At 71.0% G+C, this 14,562-nt stretch carries 12 protein-coding genes; all 12 read left to right on the forward strand.

Translation table 11 applies throughout. From position 1 onward, the window contains the following. The first annotated feature begins 17 nt into the window (after positions 1–17). The 12 genes from lysA (at position 18) to glyA (ending at position 14,526) form a co-directional block, all read left to right on the forward strand. Positions 18–1,409 (forward strand): diaminopimelate decarboxylase, encoded by a 1,392-nt coding sequence (lysA, locus tag ACGFML_RS04140; RefSeq protein WP_393539737.1) that lies wholly within the window; start codon positions 18–20, stop codon positions 1,407–1,409. Between the two features lie 137 nt (positions 1,410–1,546). Further along, positions 1,547–2,839, forward strand: a complete 1,293-nt coding sequence (locus ACGFML_RS04145; protein ID WP_393539739.1) for a homoserine dehydrogenase — start codon at positions 1,547–1,549, stop codon at positions 2,837–2,839. Between the two features lie 8 nt (positions 2,840–2,847). Then, positions 2,848–3,933, forward strand: coding sequence for a threonine synthase (thrC, locus tag ACGFML_RS04150; RefSeq protein WP_393539740.1), 1,086 nt, complete (start codon positions 2,848–2,850; stop codon positions 3,931–3,933). A 336-nt stretch (positions 3,934–4,269) separates the two neighbouring features. Next, the gene (gene thrB, locus ACGFML_RS04155) at positions 4,270–5,187 is read left to right on the forward strand and encodes a homoserine kinase (RefSeq protein WP_393539742.1); all 918 of its coding nucleotides are present in this window, start codon (positions 4,270–4,272) and stop codon (positions 5,185–5,187) included. 376 nt (positions 5,188–5,563) lie between these two features. After that, the gene (rho, locus tag ACGFML_RS04160) at positions 5,564–7,669 is read left to right on the forward strand and encodes a transcription termination factor Rho (RefSeq protein ID WP_393539744.1); all 2,106 of its coding nucleotides are present in this window, start codon (positions 5,564–5,566) and stop codon (positions 7,667–7,669) included. Between the two features lie 396 nt (positions 7,670–8,065). Further along, positions 8,066–9,190: an LCP family protein gene (locus tag ACGFML_RS04165; protein WP_393539746.1), complete on the forward strand. Its 1,125-nt coding sequence runs from the start codon at positions 8,066–8,068 to the stop codon at positions 9,188–9,190. A 173-nt stretch (positions 9,191–9,363) separates the two neighbouring features. Then, positions 9,364–9,585 (forward strand): 50S ribosomal protein L31, encoded by a 222-nt coding sequence (gene rpmE, locus ACGFML_RS04170; RefSeq protein ID WP_393539748.1) that lies wholly within the window; start codon positions 9,364–9,366, stop codon positions 9,583–9,585. Positions 9,586–9,738: 153 nt separating this feature from the next. Next, positions 9,739–10,818: a peptide chain release factor 1 gene (gene prfA / locus ACGFML_RS04175; RefSeq protein ID WP_393539750.1), complete on the forward strand. Its 1,080-nt coding sequence runs from the start codon at positions 9,739–9,741 to the stop codon at positions 10,816–10,818. Between the two features lie 37 nt (positions 10,819–10,855). Then, complete coding sequence (gene prmC / locus ACGFML_RS04180; protein WP_393539752.1) at positions 10,856–11,701, forward strand: peptide chain release factor N(5)-glutamine methyltransferase; 846 nt, start codon at positions 10,856–10,858, stop codon at positions 11,699–11,701. Positions 11,702–11,772: 71 nt separating this feature from the next. Next, positions 11,773–12,420, forward strand: a complete 648-nt coding sequence (locus tag ACGFML_RS04185) for an L-threonylcarbamoyladenylate synthase (RefSeq protein WP_393539755.1) — start codon at positions 11,773–11,775, stop codon at positions 12,418–12,420. After that, a complete protein-coding gene (locus ACGFML_RS04190; protein ID WP_393539757.1) occupies positions 12,417–13,094 on the forward strand; it encodes a protein-tyrosine-phosphatase in 678 nt (225 codons plus the stop codon). Before ACGFML_RS04185 ends, ACGFML_RS04190 begins: the two co-directional genes overlap by 4 nt. A gap of 94 nt (positions 13,095–13,188) precedes the next feature. Next, positions 13,189–14,526, forward strand: a complete 1,338-nt coding sequence (gene glyA / locus ACGFML_RS04195; RefSeq protein ID WP_393539759.1) for a serine hydroxymethyltransferase — start codon at positions 13,189–13,191, stop codon at positions 14,524–14,526. Positions 14,527–14,562: the final 36 nt, after the last annotated feature.

Genomic DNA, 14,562 nt, shown 5'->3' on the forward strand with positions numbered 1-14,562 from the left:
TCGAGGTCCCCGCTGTCATGAGTCGCTCCGCGCACCCCGCCGGGCCCCGGCATGCCGACGTGCTGCCCGAAGGGCACTACGCCGGGCCGCCCGCCGATCTCAACACCCTTGACCCGCGTGTCTGGTCCCGTACCGTCCGGCGCACCGCCGACGGGGCGGTGAGCGTCGGCGGGCTGGACGTCCGTGCGCTGGCCGAGGAATTCGGTACGCCGGCGTACTTCCTGGACGAGGACGACTTCCGGGCGCGCTGCCGCGCCTGGAAGGACGCCTTCGGGCCGGACGCCGACGTCTTCTACGCCGGCAAGGCGTTCCTGTCCCGGGCCCTCGTGCGCTGGCTGAACGAAGAGGGGCTGAACCTCGACGTCTGCTCCGGGGGCGAGCTGGCCACCGCGCTGGGGGCGGGGATGCCCGCCGAGCGCATCGCGCTGCACGGGAACAACAAGAGCACCGAGGAGATCACCCGGGCGGTCGAGGCGGGCGTCGGGCGGATCGTGCTCGACTCGTTCCAGGAGATCGTCCGGGTCGCGCACATCGCCGAGCGGCTCGGCAAGCGGCAGCGGGTGCAGATCCGGGTCACGGTCGGTGTCGAGGCGCACACGCACGAATTCATCGCGACCGCCCACGAGGACCAGAAGTTCGGGATCGCGCTGGCGGGCGGGCAGGCCGCCGAGGCCGTACGGCGGGCCCTGAAGCTCGACGGCCTGGAGCTGATCGGGATCCACAGCCACATCGGCTCGCAGATCTTCGACATGGCCGGCTTCGAGGTGTCGGCGCGCCGGGTGGTGCAGCTGCTGACCGAGGTACGGGACGAGCACGGTGTCGAGCTGCCGGAGATCGACCTGGGCGGCGGGCTCGGCATCGCGTACACCTCCGAGGACGATCCGCGTGAGCCGCACGAGATCGCCAAGGCGCTCGGCGAGATCGTGACCAAGGAGTGCGAGGCCGCCGGGCTGGCCGTGCCACGGCTGTCCGTGGAGCCGGGCCGGGCGATCGTGGGCCCCACGGCGTTCACGCTGTACGAGGTCGGCACGGTCAAGGAGCTCGAAGGGCTGCGGACCTATGTGTCCGTCGACGGCGGGATGTCGGACAACATCCGCACGGCGCTGTACGACGCGGAGTACAGCGTGGCGCTGGTCTCCCGCGCCTCGGACGCCGCGCCGATGCTCTCGCGCGTGGTCGGCAAGCACTGCGAGAGCGGCGACATCGTCGTACGCGACGCGTTCCTGCCGAGCGACGTGGCACCGGGAGACCTGCTCGCGGTGCCCGCCACGGGCGCGTACTGCCGGTCCATGGCGAGCAACTACAACCACGCGCTGCGACCCCCCGTCGTGGCCGTCACCAACGGCGAGGCCAGGGTGATCGTCCGGCGCGAGACGGAGGAAGATCTCCTGCGGTTGGATGTCGGGTAGGGCCGGATCCACGGGGCCGGACCCCGGATGAAATAAATGTCTCGGCATCTGGACGACGGACGGAATCTGCCGTCCGGTGCGTGAGACTTGTGCATGGGCAGAACGAAAATCGCCGATCGATGAGAAGCAGGGGTCGAATGATGCGTACGCGTCCGCTGAAGGTGGCGCTGCTGGGCTGTGGTGTTGTCGGCTCAGAGGTGGCGCGCATCATGACGACGCACGCCGACGACCTCGCCGCCCGCATCGGCGCGCCCGTGGAGCTCGCCGGGATCGCCGTGCGCCGTCCCGACAAGGTGCGCGACGGTGTCCCGGCCGACCTCGTCACCACCGATGCGACCGCCCTCGTCAAGCGCGGCGACATCGACGTGGCGATCGAGGTCATCGGCGGGATCGAGCCCGCCCGCGGCCTGATCATCACCGCCTTGGAGCACGGCGCGAGCGTGGTCTCGGCCAACAAGGCGCTGGTGGCCGCGGACGGCGCCGCGCTGCATGCGGCCGCCGAGGCGAACGGCGCCGACCTCTACTACGAGGCCGCGGTCGCCGGCGCGATTCCCCTGGTGCGCCCGCTGCGTGAGTCGCTGGCCGGCGACAAGGTCAACCGGGTACTCGGCATCGTCAACGGCACGACCAACTTCATTCTCGACAAGATGGACTCGACGGGGGCCGGCTACAGCGAGGCGCTCGACGAGGCGACCGCGCTCGGGTACGCCGAGGCCGACCCGACCGCCGATGTCGAGGGCTTCGACGCCGCCGCCAAGGCCGCCATCCTGGCCGGTATCGCCTTCCACACCCGGGTCACCATCGACGACGTCCACCGTGAGGGGCTGACCGAGGTCACCGCCTCCGACATCGCCTCCGCCAAGCGGATGGGCTGCACGGTCAAGCTGCTGGCCATCTGCGAGCGAGCCGCCGACGGCGCGTCCGTCACGGCCCGGGTGCACCCCGCGATGATTCCGCTCACGCATCCGCTCGCCTCCGTGCGCGAGGCCTACAACGCGGTGTTCGTGGAGTCCGACGCGGCCGGACAGCTGATGTTCTACGGGCCCGGCGCGGGCGGTTCGCCGACCGCCTCCGCGGTGCTCGGGGACCTCGTCGCGGTCTGCCGCAACAAACTTGCCGGTGCCACCGGGCCCGGCGAGTCCGCGTACACGCGGCTGCCGGTCAGCCCCATGGGCGAAGTCGTCACGCGGTACCACATCAGTCTCGACGTGGCCGACAAGCCCGGCGTTCTTGCGCAGGTCGCGACGGTCTTCGCCGAGCACGGCGTATCGATCGATACGGTCCGTCAGTCGGGCAAGGACGGCGAGGCATCCCTCGTCGTCGTCACCCACCGAGCGGCCGACGCGGCCCTGTCGTCGACGGTCGGGGCCCTGCGGGAGCTGGACACCGTCCGCGGTGTCGCCAGCATCATGCGGGTCGAAGGGGAGTAAAGGAACCCATGTCTGCCAATTCCACCGTCGCCACCACCAGCCGTCAGTGGCGCGGAATCATCGAGGAATACCGCGACCGGCTGCCGGTCAGCGACACGACCGAGGTCGTCACCCTCCGGGAGGGCGGCACCCCCCTCGTCCCGGCCCAGGTGCTCTCCGAGCGCACCGGCTGCGAGGTGCACCTCAAGGTCGAGGGCGCCAACCCCACCGGTTCCTTCAAGGACCGCGGTATGACGATGGCCATCACGCGGGCCAAGGAGGAGGGCGCCAAGGCGGTCATCTGCGCCTCCACGGGCAACACCTCCGCCTCGGCCGCCGCCTACGCGGTGCGCGCCGGGATGGTCTGCGCGGTGCTCGTCCCGCAGGGCAAGATCGCGCTCGGCAAGATGGGCCAGGCGCTGGTCCACGGCGCGAAGATTCTCCAGGTCGACGGAAATTTCGACGACTGCCTGACGCTGGCCAGGGCACTGTCCGACAATTACCCGGTCGCACTTGTGAACTCCGTGAACCCGGTACGCATCGAGGGCCAGAAGACCGCCGCCTTCGAAATCGTCGACATGCTCGACGACGCGCCCGACATCCATGTGCTGCCCGTCGGCAACGCCGGCAACATCACGGCGTACTGGAAGGGCTATCAGGAGTACGCCGCCGACGGCATCGCCACCCGCACCCCGCGGATGTGGGGCTTCCAGGCCTCCGGCAGCGCGCCGATCGTGCGTGGTGAGATCGTCAAGGAACCGCACACCATCGCCACCGCGATCCGGATCGGCAACCCCGCGTCCTGGGCGTTCGCCGAGCGCGCGCGGGACGAGTCGGGCGGCTTCATCGACGAGGTGACCGACCGTCAAATCCTGGCCGCCTACCGGATGTTGGCCTCCCAGGAGGGTGTCTTCGTCGAGCCCGCCTCGGCCGCGTCCGTCGCCGGTCTGCTCAAGGCCGCCGAAGAGGGCAAGGTCGACCCGGGCCAGAGGATCGTCTGCACGGTCACCGGCAACGGTCTCAAGGACCCTGACTGGGCGGTGGCCGGCGCGCCGCAGCCGGTCACGGTTCCGATCGACGCGGGCGCCGCGGCCGAGCGGCTGGGCCTGGCCTGATCCGCCGTCCGTGCGGGCCCGGCCCGGCCCAACGGTCCGGGGGCGGCGGACGGTCACCGTCCGGCCGCCCACCGAAAGCAAACTGTGCAAAGGCTGCAAAGCCGGAAGAGGTGCCACTGGGGCACAGGAGGCGCGCGACACGCATCGTGCGCCTCCTGTGCGCCCTGTGTCGCCACAGAACCTTCCTTCGATAGGCTGGCAGCCAACTCCCCTCCCCACGGCATAACGCAGTGGTGCGCAGGGCAGGTCAGAACGGACCCCATGACGCGTCCGGGCGCCTCGGTGCCGGTGTTCTGGGGCAGTACCGCAGCATCAATCAAGGAGAGTCATCGAGCGATGGCCGGTCCCGCGTTCCGCGCCGCCGCCGTCCGGGTGCGCACCCCCGCTTCCAGCGCCAATCTCGGTCCCGGCTTCGACGCCCTCGGCCTTTCCCTGGGCCTTTATGACGATGTCGTGGTGCGCGTCGCCGACTCCGGTCTGCACGTCGACATCGCAGGTGAGGGCGCCGAGACCCTCCCACGCGACGAGAGTCACCTGCTCGTGCGGTCGATGCGCGCCGCCTTCGAGCTGCTCGGCGGGCAGCCGCGCGGCCTGGAAATCGTCTGCGCCAACCGCATCCCGCACGGCCGTGGCCTGGGCTCCTCGTCGGCCGCCATCTGCGCGGGCATCGTCGCCGCCCGCGCCGTGACGATAGGCGCCGAGCAGAAGCTCGACGACGCCGCGCTGCTGGAGCTGGCCACGGAGATCGAGGGCCACCCCGACAACGTCGCCGCATGCCTGATGGGCGGCTTCACGCTCGCCTGGATGGACACCGGTACCGCGCGGGCGATCCGGATGGATCCCGCCGGTTCCATCGTTCCGGTGGTCTTCGTGCCCGGAAAGCCGGTGCTCACCGAAACCGCCCGTGGACTGCTGCCGCGTACCGTCCCCCATGTGGACGCCGCGGCCAACGCCGGCCGCGCCGCACTGCTCGTCGAGGCCCTGACCAGGCGCCCCGAGCTGCTGCTCGCCGCGACCGAGGACCGACTTCACCAGGAATACCGCGCCCCCGCGATGCCGGAGAGCGTGGCCCTGGTGAACCGACTGCGCGCGGACGGCGTCCCCGCAGTCGTCTCCGGTGCGGGCCCCACCGTGCTCGCACTGGTCGAGGACGCGGCGGCCGACAAGGTCGCCGCGCTGGCGGGAGAGGGGTGGGCGGCCAACCGGCTGACCCTCGATGCGGCGGGCACCTGCGTGCTGCCGCTCGCCGGGTGATCACGCATGTGATCGACTGATTGCCGGTCTTGGAGAGGGGGAATGTTTGTTGGATCCGGTAGTGTTAACCTCAAGTCAGTACCCGACGCCTGAGTGGCGCGGTGCTTGGTGTCCCCAGTTGGGACCACTTTCTTCCGGGAGCCTCCCAAACTGCTTGGAGCAATCGCCTGAGCAGAAGTGAGCACGCTCCGGAATCGGCGTGGCGTCATGAGTCACTCTGCATCTCTTCACGCCGGAATCATGAACTGATCTTTCCGCCGTATCCGGCGGGACCACCGCCCCGGCCCGGTCCGCAAGACCAAGGACATCGAGCCGGACAGCACAACCCGGTCGCCGAGCCAGACAGGCCGACGCCCGCTCCAGGGAAGGACCCTTCGTGAGCGACACCACCGATCTGATGGGCGTGCGCACCGATGGCAGTGCCAACGCGCCCGCCACGGACGCTCCCGCCGCGCCTGCCACCGGTGCTGCCACAGCCCCTGCCACGCGGCGGCGCCGTTCCGGCACCGGCCTTGACGGCATGGTCCTGGCAGAGCTGCAGCAGGTTGCCTCCGGCCTCGGCATCAAGGGCACCGCGCGGATGCGCAAGAGCCAGCTGATCGAGGTCATCAAGGAGAAGCAGGCCGGCGGCTCCGGTTCCGCGGCCAAGGCCGACGCGCCCGCCGCCACCGAGACCAAGCCGAAGCGCCGTACGACCTCCAAGGCCCGTACGGGCGAGGAGGCGGCCGACAAGAGCGCCGACAAGCCCGCCAAGAGCGACAAGGCCGCCGAGCAGGCCGCTGCCGCACAGCAGCAGATCGAGATCCCCGGACAGCCGGTCAGCGATGAGCAGCCGGCCGGCGAGCGCCGCCGGCGCCGGGCGACCGCTGCCGCGGGCAGCCCTGACGCCGCCGGCGACGTCCGCACCGACACCAAGGTCGAGGCGAAGACCGACGCCAAGACCGAGGCAAAGGCCGACACCGTGGCGCAGGAGACCGGCGAGGGTCGGTCGAACAAGGACCGCCAGGACCGTGGCGACCGCCAGGACCGCCAGCAGAAGGGTGACCGCGGCGACCGTGGTGACCGCGGCCAGCGTGGCCAGCGCGGCGACCGCGGCGACCGCGGCGACCGCGGCGAGCGGGGTGACCGTGGAGACCGCGGCGAGCGCCGCAAGGGCGACGCGGGTGACAGCGGAGGCCAGGGCGGCGGCCGTCAGCGGGACAACCGCGACAACCGGCGCCAGGACGACGACGACGACTTCGAGGGCGGCCGCCGTGGCCGCCGCGGCCGCTACCGCGACCGCCGGGGCCGCCGCGGCGGGCGCGAGGACTTCGGCAACGAGCCGCAGGTCACCGAGGACGACGTCCTGATCCCGGTCGCGGGCATCCTCGACATCCTCGACAACTACGCGTTCATCCGGACCTCCGGCTACCTGCCCGGCCCGAACGACGTGTACGTCTCCCTCGCCCAGGTCCGCAAGAACGGCCTGCGCAAGGGCGACCACGTCACCGGCGCGGTCCGTCAGCCCAAGGACGGCGAGCGGCGCGAGAAGTTCAACGCGCTGGTGCGGCTCGACACCGTCAACAGCGTGGCGCCCGAACAGGGCCGCCAGCGGGCGGAGTTCGGCAAGCTGACGCCCCTTTACCCGCAGGAGCGGCTGCGCCTGGAGGGTGAGTCGGGCGGCCTGACGACCCGGATCATCGACATGGTCACGCCGATCGGCAAGGGCCAGCGCGGTCTGATCGTGGCGCCGCCGAAGACCGGCAAGACCATGATCATGCAGGCGATCGCCAACTCGATCACCCGCAACAACCCCGAGTGCCACCTGATGGTCGTCCTGGTCGACGAGCGTCCGGAAGAGGTCACCGACATGCAGCGGTCGGTGAAGGGCGAGGTCATCTCCTCGACCTTCGACCGCCCGGCCGAGGACCACACCACCGTCGCCGAACTGGCCATCGAGCGTGCCAAGCGGCTCGTGGAGCTGGGTCACGACGTGGTCGTCCTGCTGGACTCCATCACCCGCCTGGGACGCGCGTACAACCTCGCCGCCCCCGCCTCCGGCCGCATCCTGTCCGGTGGTGTCGACTCGACCGCGCTCTACCCGCCGAAGCGCTTCTTCGGTGCCGCGCGCAACATCGAGGACGGCGGTTCGCTGACCATCCTGGCCACCGCGCTGGTCGAGACCGGCTCGCGGATGGACGAGGTGATCTTCGAGGAGTTCAAGGGCACCGGCAACCTGGAGCTCAAGCTCGACCGCAAGCTCTCCGACAAGCGCATCTTCCCGGCGGTGGACGTGGACGCGTCCAGCACCCGTAAGGAAGAGATCCTGATGGGCAGCGACGAGCTGGCCGTCGTGTGGAAGCTGCGCCGGGTGCTGCACGCGCTGGACCAGCAGCAGGCCATCGAACTGCTGCTGGACAAGATGAAGCAGACCAAGTCCAACGCGGAGTTCCTGCTGCAGATCCAGAAGACGACGCCGACCACGGGCAACGGCAACGACTGACGCCCGTAGCGACGCCACACACGGAGCCCTCCCCACCCCTGCGGGTGGGGAGGGCTCCGTGCTGTCCGCTCTCCGATGCGACCCGCGCCGTCCGCGCCGTCCGCGCCGCCAGGGGTGGCCGCGGCGGCCGCGGCGGGCCCGCTCCTGAGACCTTCGGCACAGGCCGGCGAGTCGTACGACTGTTCACACAGTGTCCCGTAACGGGTCGAAATCCCAGGTGACAGGGACGGACGCGCTCCGGCCGCCGAACGCGGTGCGGCCCTTTTTCTAAGAAAGGGCGCACACCACGCTGTGCAACCCTTCCCGTCTACCTCCCGTCTGACCACACACGACAAGCCGTGATGTACGGAGCACGGTGCGGCGAGGGGTAGCCGAGCGAAAAGGACTGAGGAGCAGATGGCGGACAGCAACGGGACCGCGACGCCGGCCGGAGGCCGCGCCGGCGGCATACGTGCCACCGGCCGCCGGCGCAAGGGTCCGACCCGGCGCCGCCGGGCACTGACGATCACCCTGTGCGCGCTGGTCAGCGCCGTACTGCTCGGCGGGGCCGGGCTGGGGTACGTCTACTTCCAGCTGAACGGAAATCTCAAGGGCGTGGACATCGACGCCGCCCTGGGCCACGACCGTCCCAAGAACGTCGACAACGGCTCGATGGACATCCTGGTGATGGGGTCGGACTCGCGCGCCGGCAAGAACGGCAAGTACGGCAACGACGGGGGCGGCGCCCGCTCCGACACCGCGATGGTCGTGCACGTCTACAAGGGCCACAAGAAGGCCAGCGTCGTCAGCGTGCCCCGCGACACCATGGTCCACCGGCCGGACTGCACCAAGGACGGCAAGGCCGTTCCCGGGGCGCAGCGGGCGATGTTCAACACCGCCTACGAGGTCGGCGGGCCGGCGTGCGCCGTCAAGACCGTCGAGTCGATCAGCGGGATCCGCATGGACCACTTCATCGAGGTGGACTTCACCGGCTTCAAGAAGCTCATCGACGCTCTCGGCGGCGTGGACATCACCACCACCAAGCCGATCGACGACGACGACAGCCACCTGCACCTGCAGCCCGGCAAGCACACGCTGAACGGCGAGAACGCGCTCGGCCTGGTGCGCACCCGGCACGGCGTGCCCGGCGGCGACGGCAGCGACCTGGGCCGCATCCAGCTCCAGCAGACGTTCATCAAGGCGCTGATGAACCAGGTCAAGGACGTCGGGGTGCTCTCCAACCCCACCAAGCTCTACGACGTCGCGGACACCGCCACCAAGGCCGTCACCACCGACACCGACCTCAACTCGGTCGGCGAGCTGACCGGGCTCGCCAAGAGCCTGAGCTCGATCGGGTCGGACAACATCGACATGGTGACGCTGCCGGTGGCCTACGACCCGGCCAACCCCGACCGGGTGGTGCCGCTGAGCACGCAGGGCAAGAAGGTCTGGGACGCGCTCCACCAGGACCGCCCCATCCCGAAGTCGGCCATCAAGGGGTCGGCCGGTGACAAGGGCGGCACGGGCAAGTACGTGAAGTAGCCGACGTCGCGGCGCCGGGGCCCGGCGGGGCCCCGGGCCGGGTGGGGAATAGTTGCGGACGTACCCCGGTTTTGGGAGATACGGCTAGTCCTGGCAGACTGGACCGTCGGCCCCGGTTCACGTGACGCAACCCGCGACACGACCCGGTGCACTCCCGAACCTAGGAGAATCCCTTGAAGCGCGACATCCACCCGGATTACGTCGAGACTCAGGTCAGCTGCACCTGCGGTGCGTCGTTCACCACCCGCAGCACTGTTGCCGGCGGCGCCATCCGCGCCGACATCTGCTCCGAGTGCCACCCGTTCTACACGGGCAAGCAGAAGATCATGGACACCGGCGGCCGCGTGGCCCGCTTCGAGGCCCGCTTCGGCAAGTCCGCAGCCGCCAAGAAGTAGCGACCCGCAAGGCGCCGGTCTCCGGTCGCCCCTGGACAGGGGTGACCGGACCGGCGTCTTTGTCGTCCAGCCCCCGCCGTCCGGCCAGGGGGTTCCGGGGGCCGCAGCCAGGCCCGCCCCGGGAAGTCCAGTCAGTCAGCAGAGGAACACACGATGTTCGAGGCGGTCGAGGAACTGGTCGGCGAGCACGCCGATCTCGAGAAGCGGCTGGCCGACCCCGCGGTCCATGCCGACCAGCGCGAGGCCACGCGACTCAACAAGCGCTACTCCGAGCTGACCCCGATCATCACCACCTACCGTTCCTGGCGGCAGACCGGCGACGACATGGAGACCGCGCGCGAACTCGCCGCGGACGACCCGGACTTCGCCGACGAGCTCAAGGAGCTCGACGTCCAGCGCGAGCAGCTGACCGAAAAGCTGCGGTTGCTGCTCGTGCCGCGCGACCCCAGCGACGACAAGGACGTCCTCCTGGAGGTCAAGGCGGGCGCGGGCGGCGACGAGTCCGCGCTGTTCGCCGGCGACCTCCTGCGCATGTACCTGCGCTACGCCGAACGGGTCGGCTGGAAGACCGAGATCATCGACTCCACCGAGTCCGAGCTCGGCGGCTACAAGGACGTCCAGGTCGCCGTGAAGACCAAGGGCGGCCAGGGCGCGACCGAGCCCGGCCAGGGCGTCTGGGCGCGCCTGAAGTACGAAGGCGGGGTGCACCGCGTCCAGCGGGTGCCCGCCACCGAGTCGCAGGGCCGGATCCACACCTCCGCAGCCGGCGTCCTGGTGACGCCCGAGGCCGAAGAGGTCGACGTCGAGATCAACATGAACGATCTCCGCATCGACGTGTACCGCTCCTCGGGGCCCGGCGGCCAGTCCGTCAACACCACCGACTCCGCGGTCCGCATCACGCACCTGCCCACCGGCGTGGTCGCCTCCTGCCAGAACGAGAAGAGCCAGCTCCAGAACAAGGAGCAGGCCATGCGCATCCTGCGCTCCCGGCTGCTCGCCGCCGCTCAGGAGGCCGCCGAACAGGAGGCCGCCGACGCGCGCCGCAGCCAGGTGCGCACCGTCGACCGCTCCGAGAAGATCCGGACGTACAACTTCCCGGAAAACCGGATCTCGGACCACCGGGTCGGCTTCAAGGCGTACAACTTGGACCAGGTGCTCGACGGCGAGCTGGACCCGGTCATCCAGGCGTGCGTCGACGCCGACTCGGCGGCCAAGCTCGCCGCCGCCCAGTAAGCCCGCAAGACCTGCCCGTACCGGCTGGAGGACCCCCGTGAACCTGCTGCTCGCCGAGGTGGCCCAGGCCACCCAGCGGCTGGCCGACGCCGGCGTGCCCTCACCGCGCTTCGACGCCGAGGAGCTCGCCGCGCATGTGCACGGCGTCAAGCGGGGCGCGCTGCACGCGGTCCCCGACGCGGACTTCGACGCCCGCTACTGGGAGGCCGTAGCCCGCCGCGAGGCGCGTGAACCGCTCCAGCACATCACCGGCCGCGCCTTCTTCCGCTACCTCGAACTCGCCGTCGGGCCAGGGGTGTTCGTGCCCCGCCCGGAGACCGAGTCGGTGGTCGGCTGGGCCATAGACGCGGTCCGCGCCATGGACGTCGTCGAGCCGCTGATCGTCGACCTGTGCACGGGCTCGGGGGCCATCGCCCTCGCCCTGGCCCAGGAGGTGCCGCGCTCGCGGGTGCACGCCGTGGAGCTGTCCGAGGAAGCGCTGCGCTACGCCCGCAAGAACGCCGAGGGCTCCCGGGTCCGGCTCCACCAGGGTGACGCGTTCACCGCGCTGCCCGAGCTGGACGGCCAGGTCGACCTGGTGGTCTCCAACCCGCCGTACATCCCGCTCACCGAGTGGGAGTACGTCGCGCCCGAGGCCCGTGACCACGACCCGGAGCTGGCGTTGTTCTCCGGCGAGGACGGTCTCGACACCATCCGCGGTATCGAGCGGACCGCACACCGCCTGCTGCGGCCCGGCGGCGTGGTCGTCATCGAGCACGCCGACACCCAGGGCGGACAGGTGCCGTGGATCTTCACCGAGGAGCGGGGCTGGGCCGACGCGGCCGACCACCCGGATCTCAACAACAGGCCCCGCTTCGCCACCGCGCGCCGGGCGACGCCATGACGCGTCCCGCTCCGGCGCCCGATGCAGCACCTGCATCCGATGTACCCGTTCCGCTCGAGGAGGTCCGCTAAATGGCACGGCGTTACGACTGCAACGACGCGACCGACCGCGCCACCGGCCTGCGTGAGGCCGCCTCGGCCATCCGCCGCGGCGAGCTCGTCGTGCTGCCGACCGACACGGTCTACGGCATCGGCGCGGACGCCTTCAGCGCCGATGCCGTCGGCGACCTGCTGGAGGCCAAGGGCCGCGGCCGCGGGATGCCCTCCCCCGTCCTCGTCGGATCCCCCAACACCCTGCACGGCCTGGTCACCGACTTCTCCGAGCAGGCGTGGGAGCTGGTCGACGCCTTCTGGCCCGGCGCGCTCACCCTCGTCGCCAACCACCAGCCGTCGCTGACGTGGGACCTCGGCGAGACCCGGGGCACGGTCGCGGTGCGGATGCCGCTGCACCCGGTGGCCATCGAGCTGCTCACCGAATTCGGCCCGATGGCCGTCTCCAGCGCCAACCTCACCGGCCATCCCTCCCCGCAGGACTGCGACGCCGCACAGGAGATGCTGGGCGACTCGGTCTCCGTCTACCTCGACGGCGGCCCCACGCCCGCCGCCGTACCGTCCTCGATCGTCGATGTCACCGGCAGGACCCCGGTACTGCTGCGCGAGGGCGCGCTGAGCGCCGAGGAGCTGCGCAAGGTGGTACCCGAGCTCGAGGTGGCCAATTGATGGCGCCCCCGGGGCGTGGCATAGCGGGAGCGGGTGACGATCTCCTGTTGCCTCCCGCCGACCCCTTCCGGATCCTGCACGTCAGCACGGGCAACGTCTGTCGCTCGCCGATCACCGAGCGGCTGCACCGGCGTGCCCTGGAGGTGCGCCTGGGCGAGGAGTGCAGCGGCGGGCTGCTGGTGGAGAGCGCCGGCACCTGGGGGCACGAAGGCGCCCCCATGGAGGCACACGCCGCCACCGTGTGCAGCGACTACGGCGCGGACCCGGGCGGCTTCATCGGCCGCGAGCTGCTGGACGAGCACGTCATCCGGGCAGACCTGGTACTCACCGCGACCCGCGACCACCGGGCCCAGGTCATCTCGATGGGCCACTCCGCGGGGCTGCGCACCTTCACGCTCAAGGAGTTCAACCGGCTGGTGCGGGCCATAGACCCCGCCACCCTGCCCGAGCCCGACCCGGACCTGCCCGACGGCGGGCTGGTCGAGCGGGCCCGCGCGCTGGTCGGTGCCGCCGCCGCGCTGCGCGGCTGGCTGCTGGCGCCCAACCCGGAGTCCGACGAGGTCTACGACCCCTACGGCGCCCCCATCACCTTCTTCCGCTCCATCGGGGACGAGATCAACCAGGCGCTGGACCCGGTCGTCACGGCGCTCACGGGAGTCCCCGCACGCGCCTAGAGCGGCCCGCCGCCCGTGCGCCGCACACACCGCGCCCGATCGCGTCACCGCGCCTACATTGGGACTACGTCCCCGTACGAGGCCCGGAGCCACGATGTCCGCCACCACCGCGTCAGCCCGCAGCGAGAGCAAGGCCGCCGAGGAGAGGGCACGGGCCACCGCCCGTGACGGTGCCGCCCACCCGGCCGGTGTCCCCGATTTCGACGCGCTGCTGCGCCAGGATCCGGAGATCGCCGACGTACTGCTCGGCGAGAGCGCCCGCCAGGCCGACGGCCTCCAGCTGATCGCCGCGGAGAACTACACCTCGCCCGCGGTGCTCGCCGCCCTCGGCTCCCCGCTCGGCAACAAGTACGCCGAGGGGTATCCGGGCGCCCGGCACCACGGTGGCTGCGAGATCGTCGACCTCGCCGAGCGGATCGCCGTGGAGCGCGCCATGGCCCTCTTCGGCGCCGAACACGCCAACGTCCAGCCCCACAGCGGATCTTCGGCCGTGCTGGCCGCCTACGCCGCCCTGCTGCGCCCGGGAGACACCGTCCTGGCCATGTCCCTCCCGCACGGCGGCCACCTCACCCACGGATCACCCGCCAACTTCTCCGGCCGCTGGTTCGACTTCGCCGGCTACGGGGTCGACGAGGAGACCGGGCTGCTCGATTACGACGCCATCCTGGCGCTGGCCCGCGACCGCCGCCCCAAGGCGATCGTCTGCGGCTCGATCTCGTACCCCCGGCACATCGACTACGCGGCCTTCCGCGACATCGCCGACGAGGTCGGTGCATATCTGATCGCGGACGTGGCGCACCCGATCGGGCTGGTCGCGGGCGGTGCCGCGCCCAGCCCGGTGCCGTACGCCGATGTGGTGTGTGCCACCACCCACAAGGTGCTGCGTGGGCCGCGCGGCGGGATGGTGCTGTGCGGGGGGAAGCTGGCCGAGCGGATCGACCGGGCGGTCTTCCCCTTCACCCAGGGGGGCGCCCAGATGAACGCGATCGCCGCCAAGGCCGTCGCCTTCGCGGAGGCCGCCACACCGGCGTTTCGCGCGTACGCCCGTCAGGTGGTGGCCAATGCCCGCAGCCTCGCCGGGGCGCTGACCGAGCAGGGGCTGACGATCGGCACGGGCGGTACGGACACCCATCTGCTCACCGCGGACACCGCGCCGCTCGGTCCGGACGCGCGCACCGCCCGGGGCCGGCTGGCGGCGGCCGGAATCGTGCTGGACACCTGCGCGCTGCCGTGTGCCGACACATCGGGCGGGACGGGCCGCCGGAACGGTCTGCGGCTGGGAACCGCCGCGGTGACGACGCAGGGGATGGGCGAGGCGGAGATGCACCGGATCGCCGAGCTGATCGGGGCGGCCCTGCGGGAGGATTCCGCGGCCCGCGCGCAGACCGTCGCATTGGTCCGCCGCTTTCCGCCTTATCCCGATCATGGCTGAGGGCCCGGCGGCGGCGGAACCGTCCGGGGACGGCCG

It is taken from the genome of Streptomyces sp. NPDC048650 (genome assembly GCF_043199095.1).
Taxonomy (GTDB): domain Bacteria; phylum Actinomycetota; class Actinomycetes; order Streptomycetales; family Streptomycetaceae; genus Streptomyces.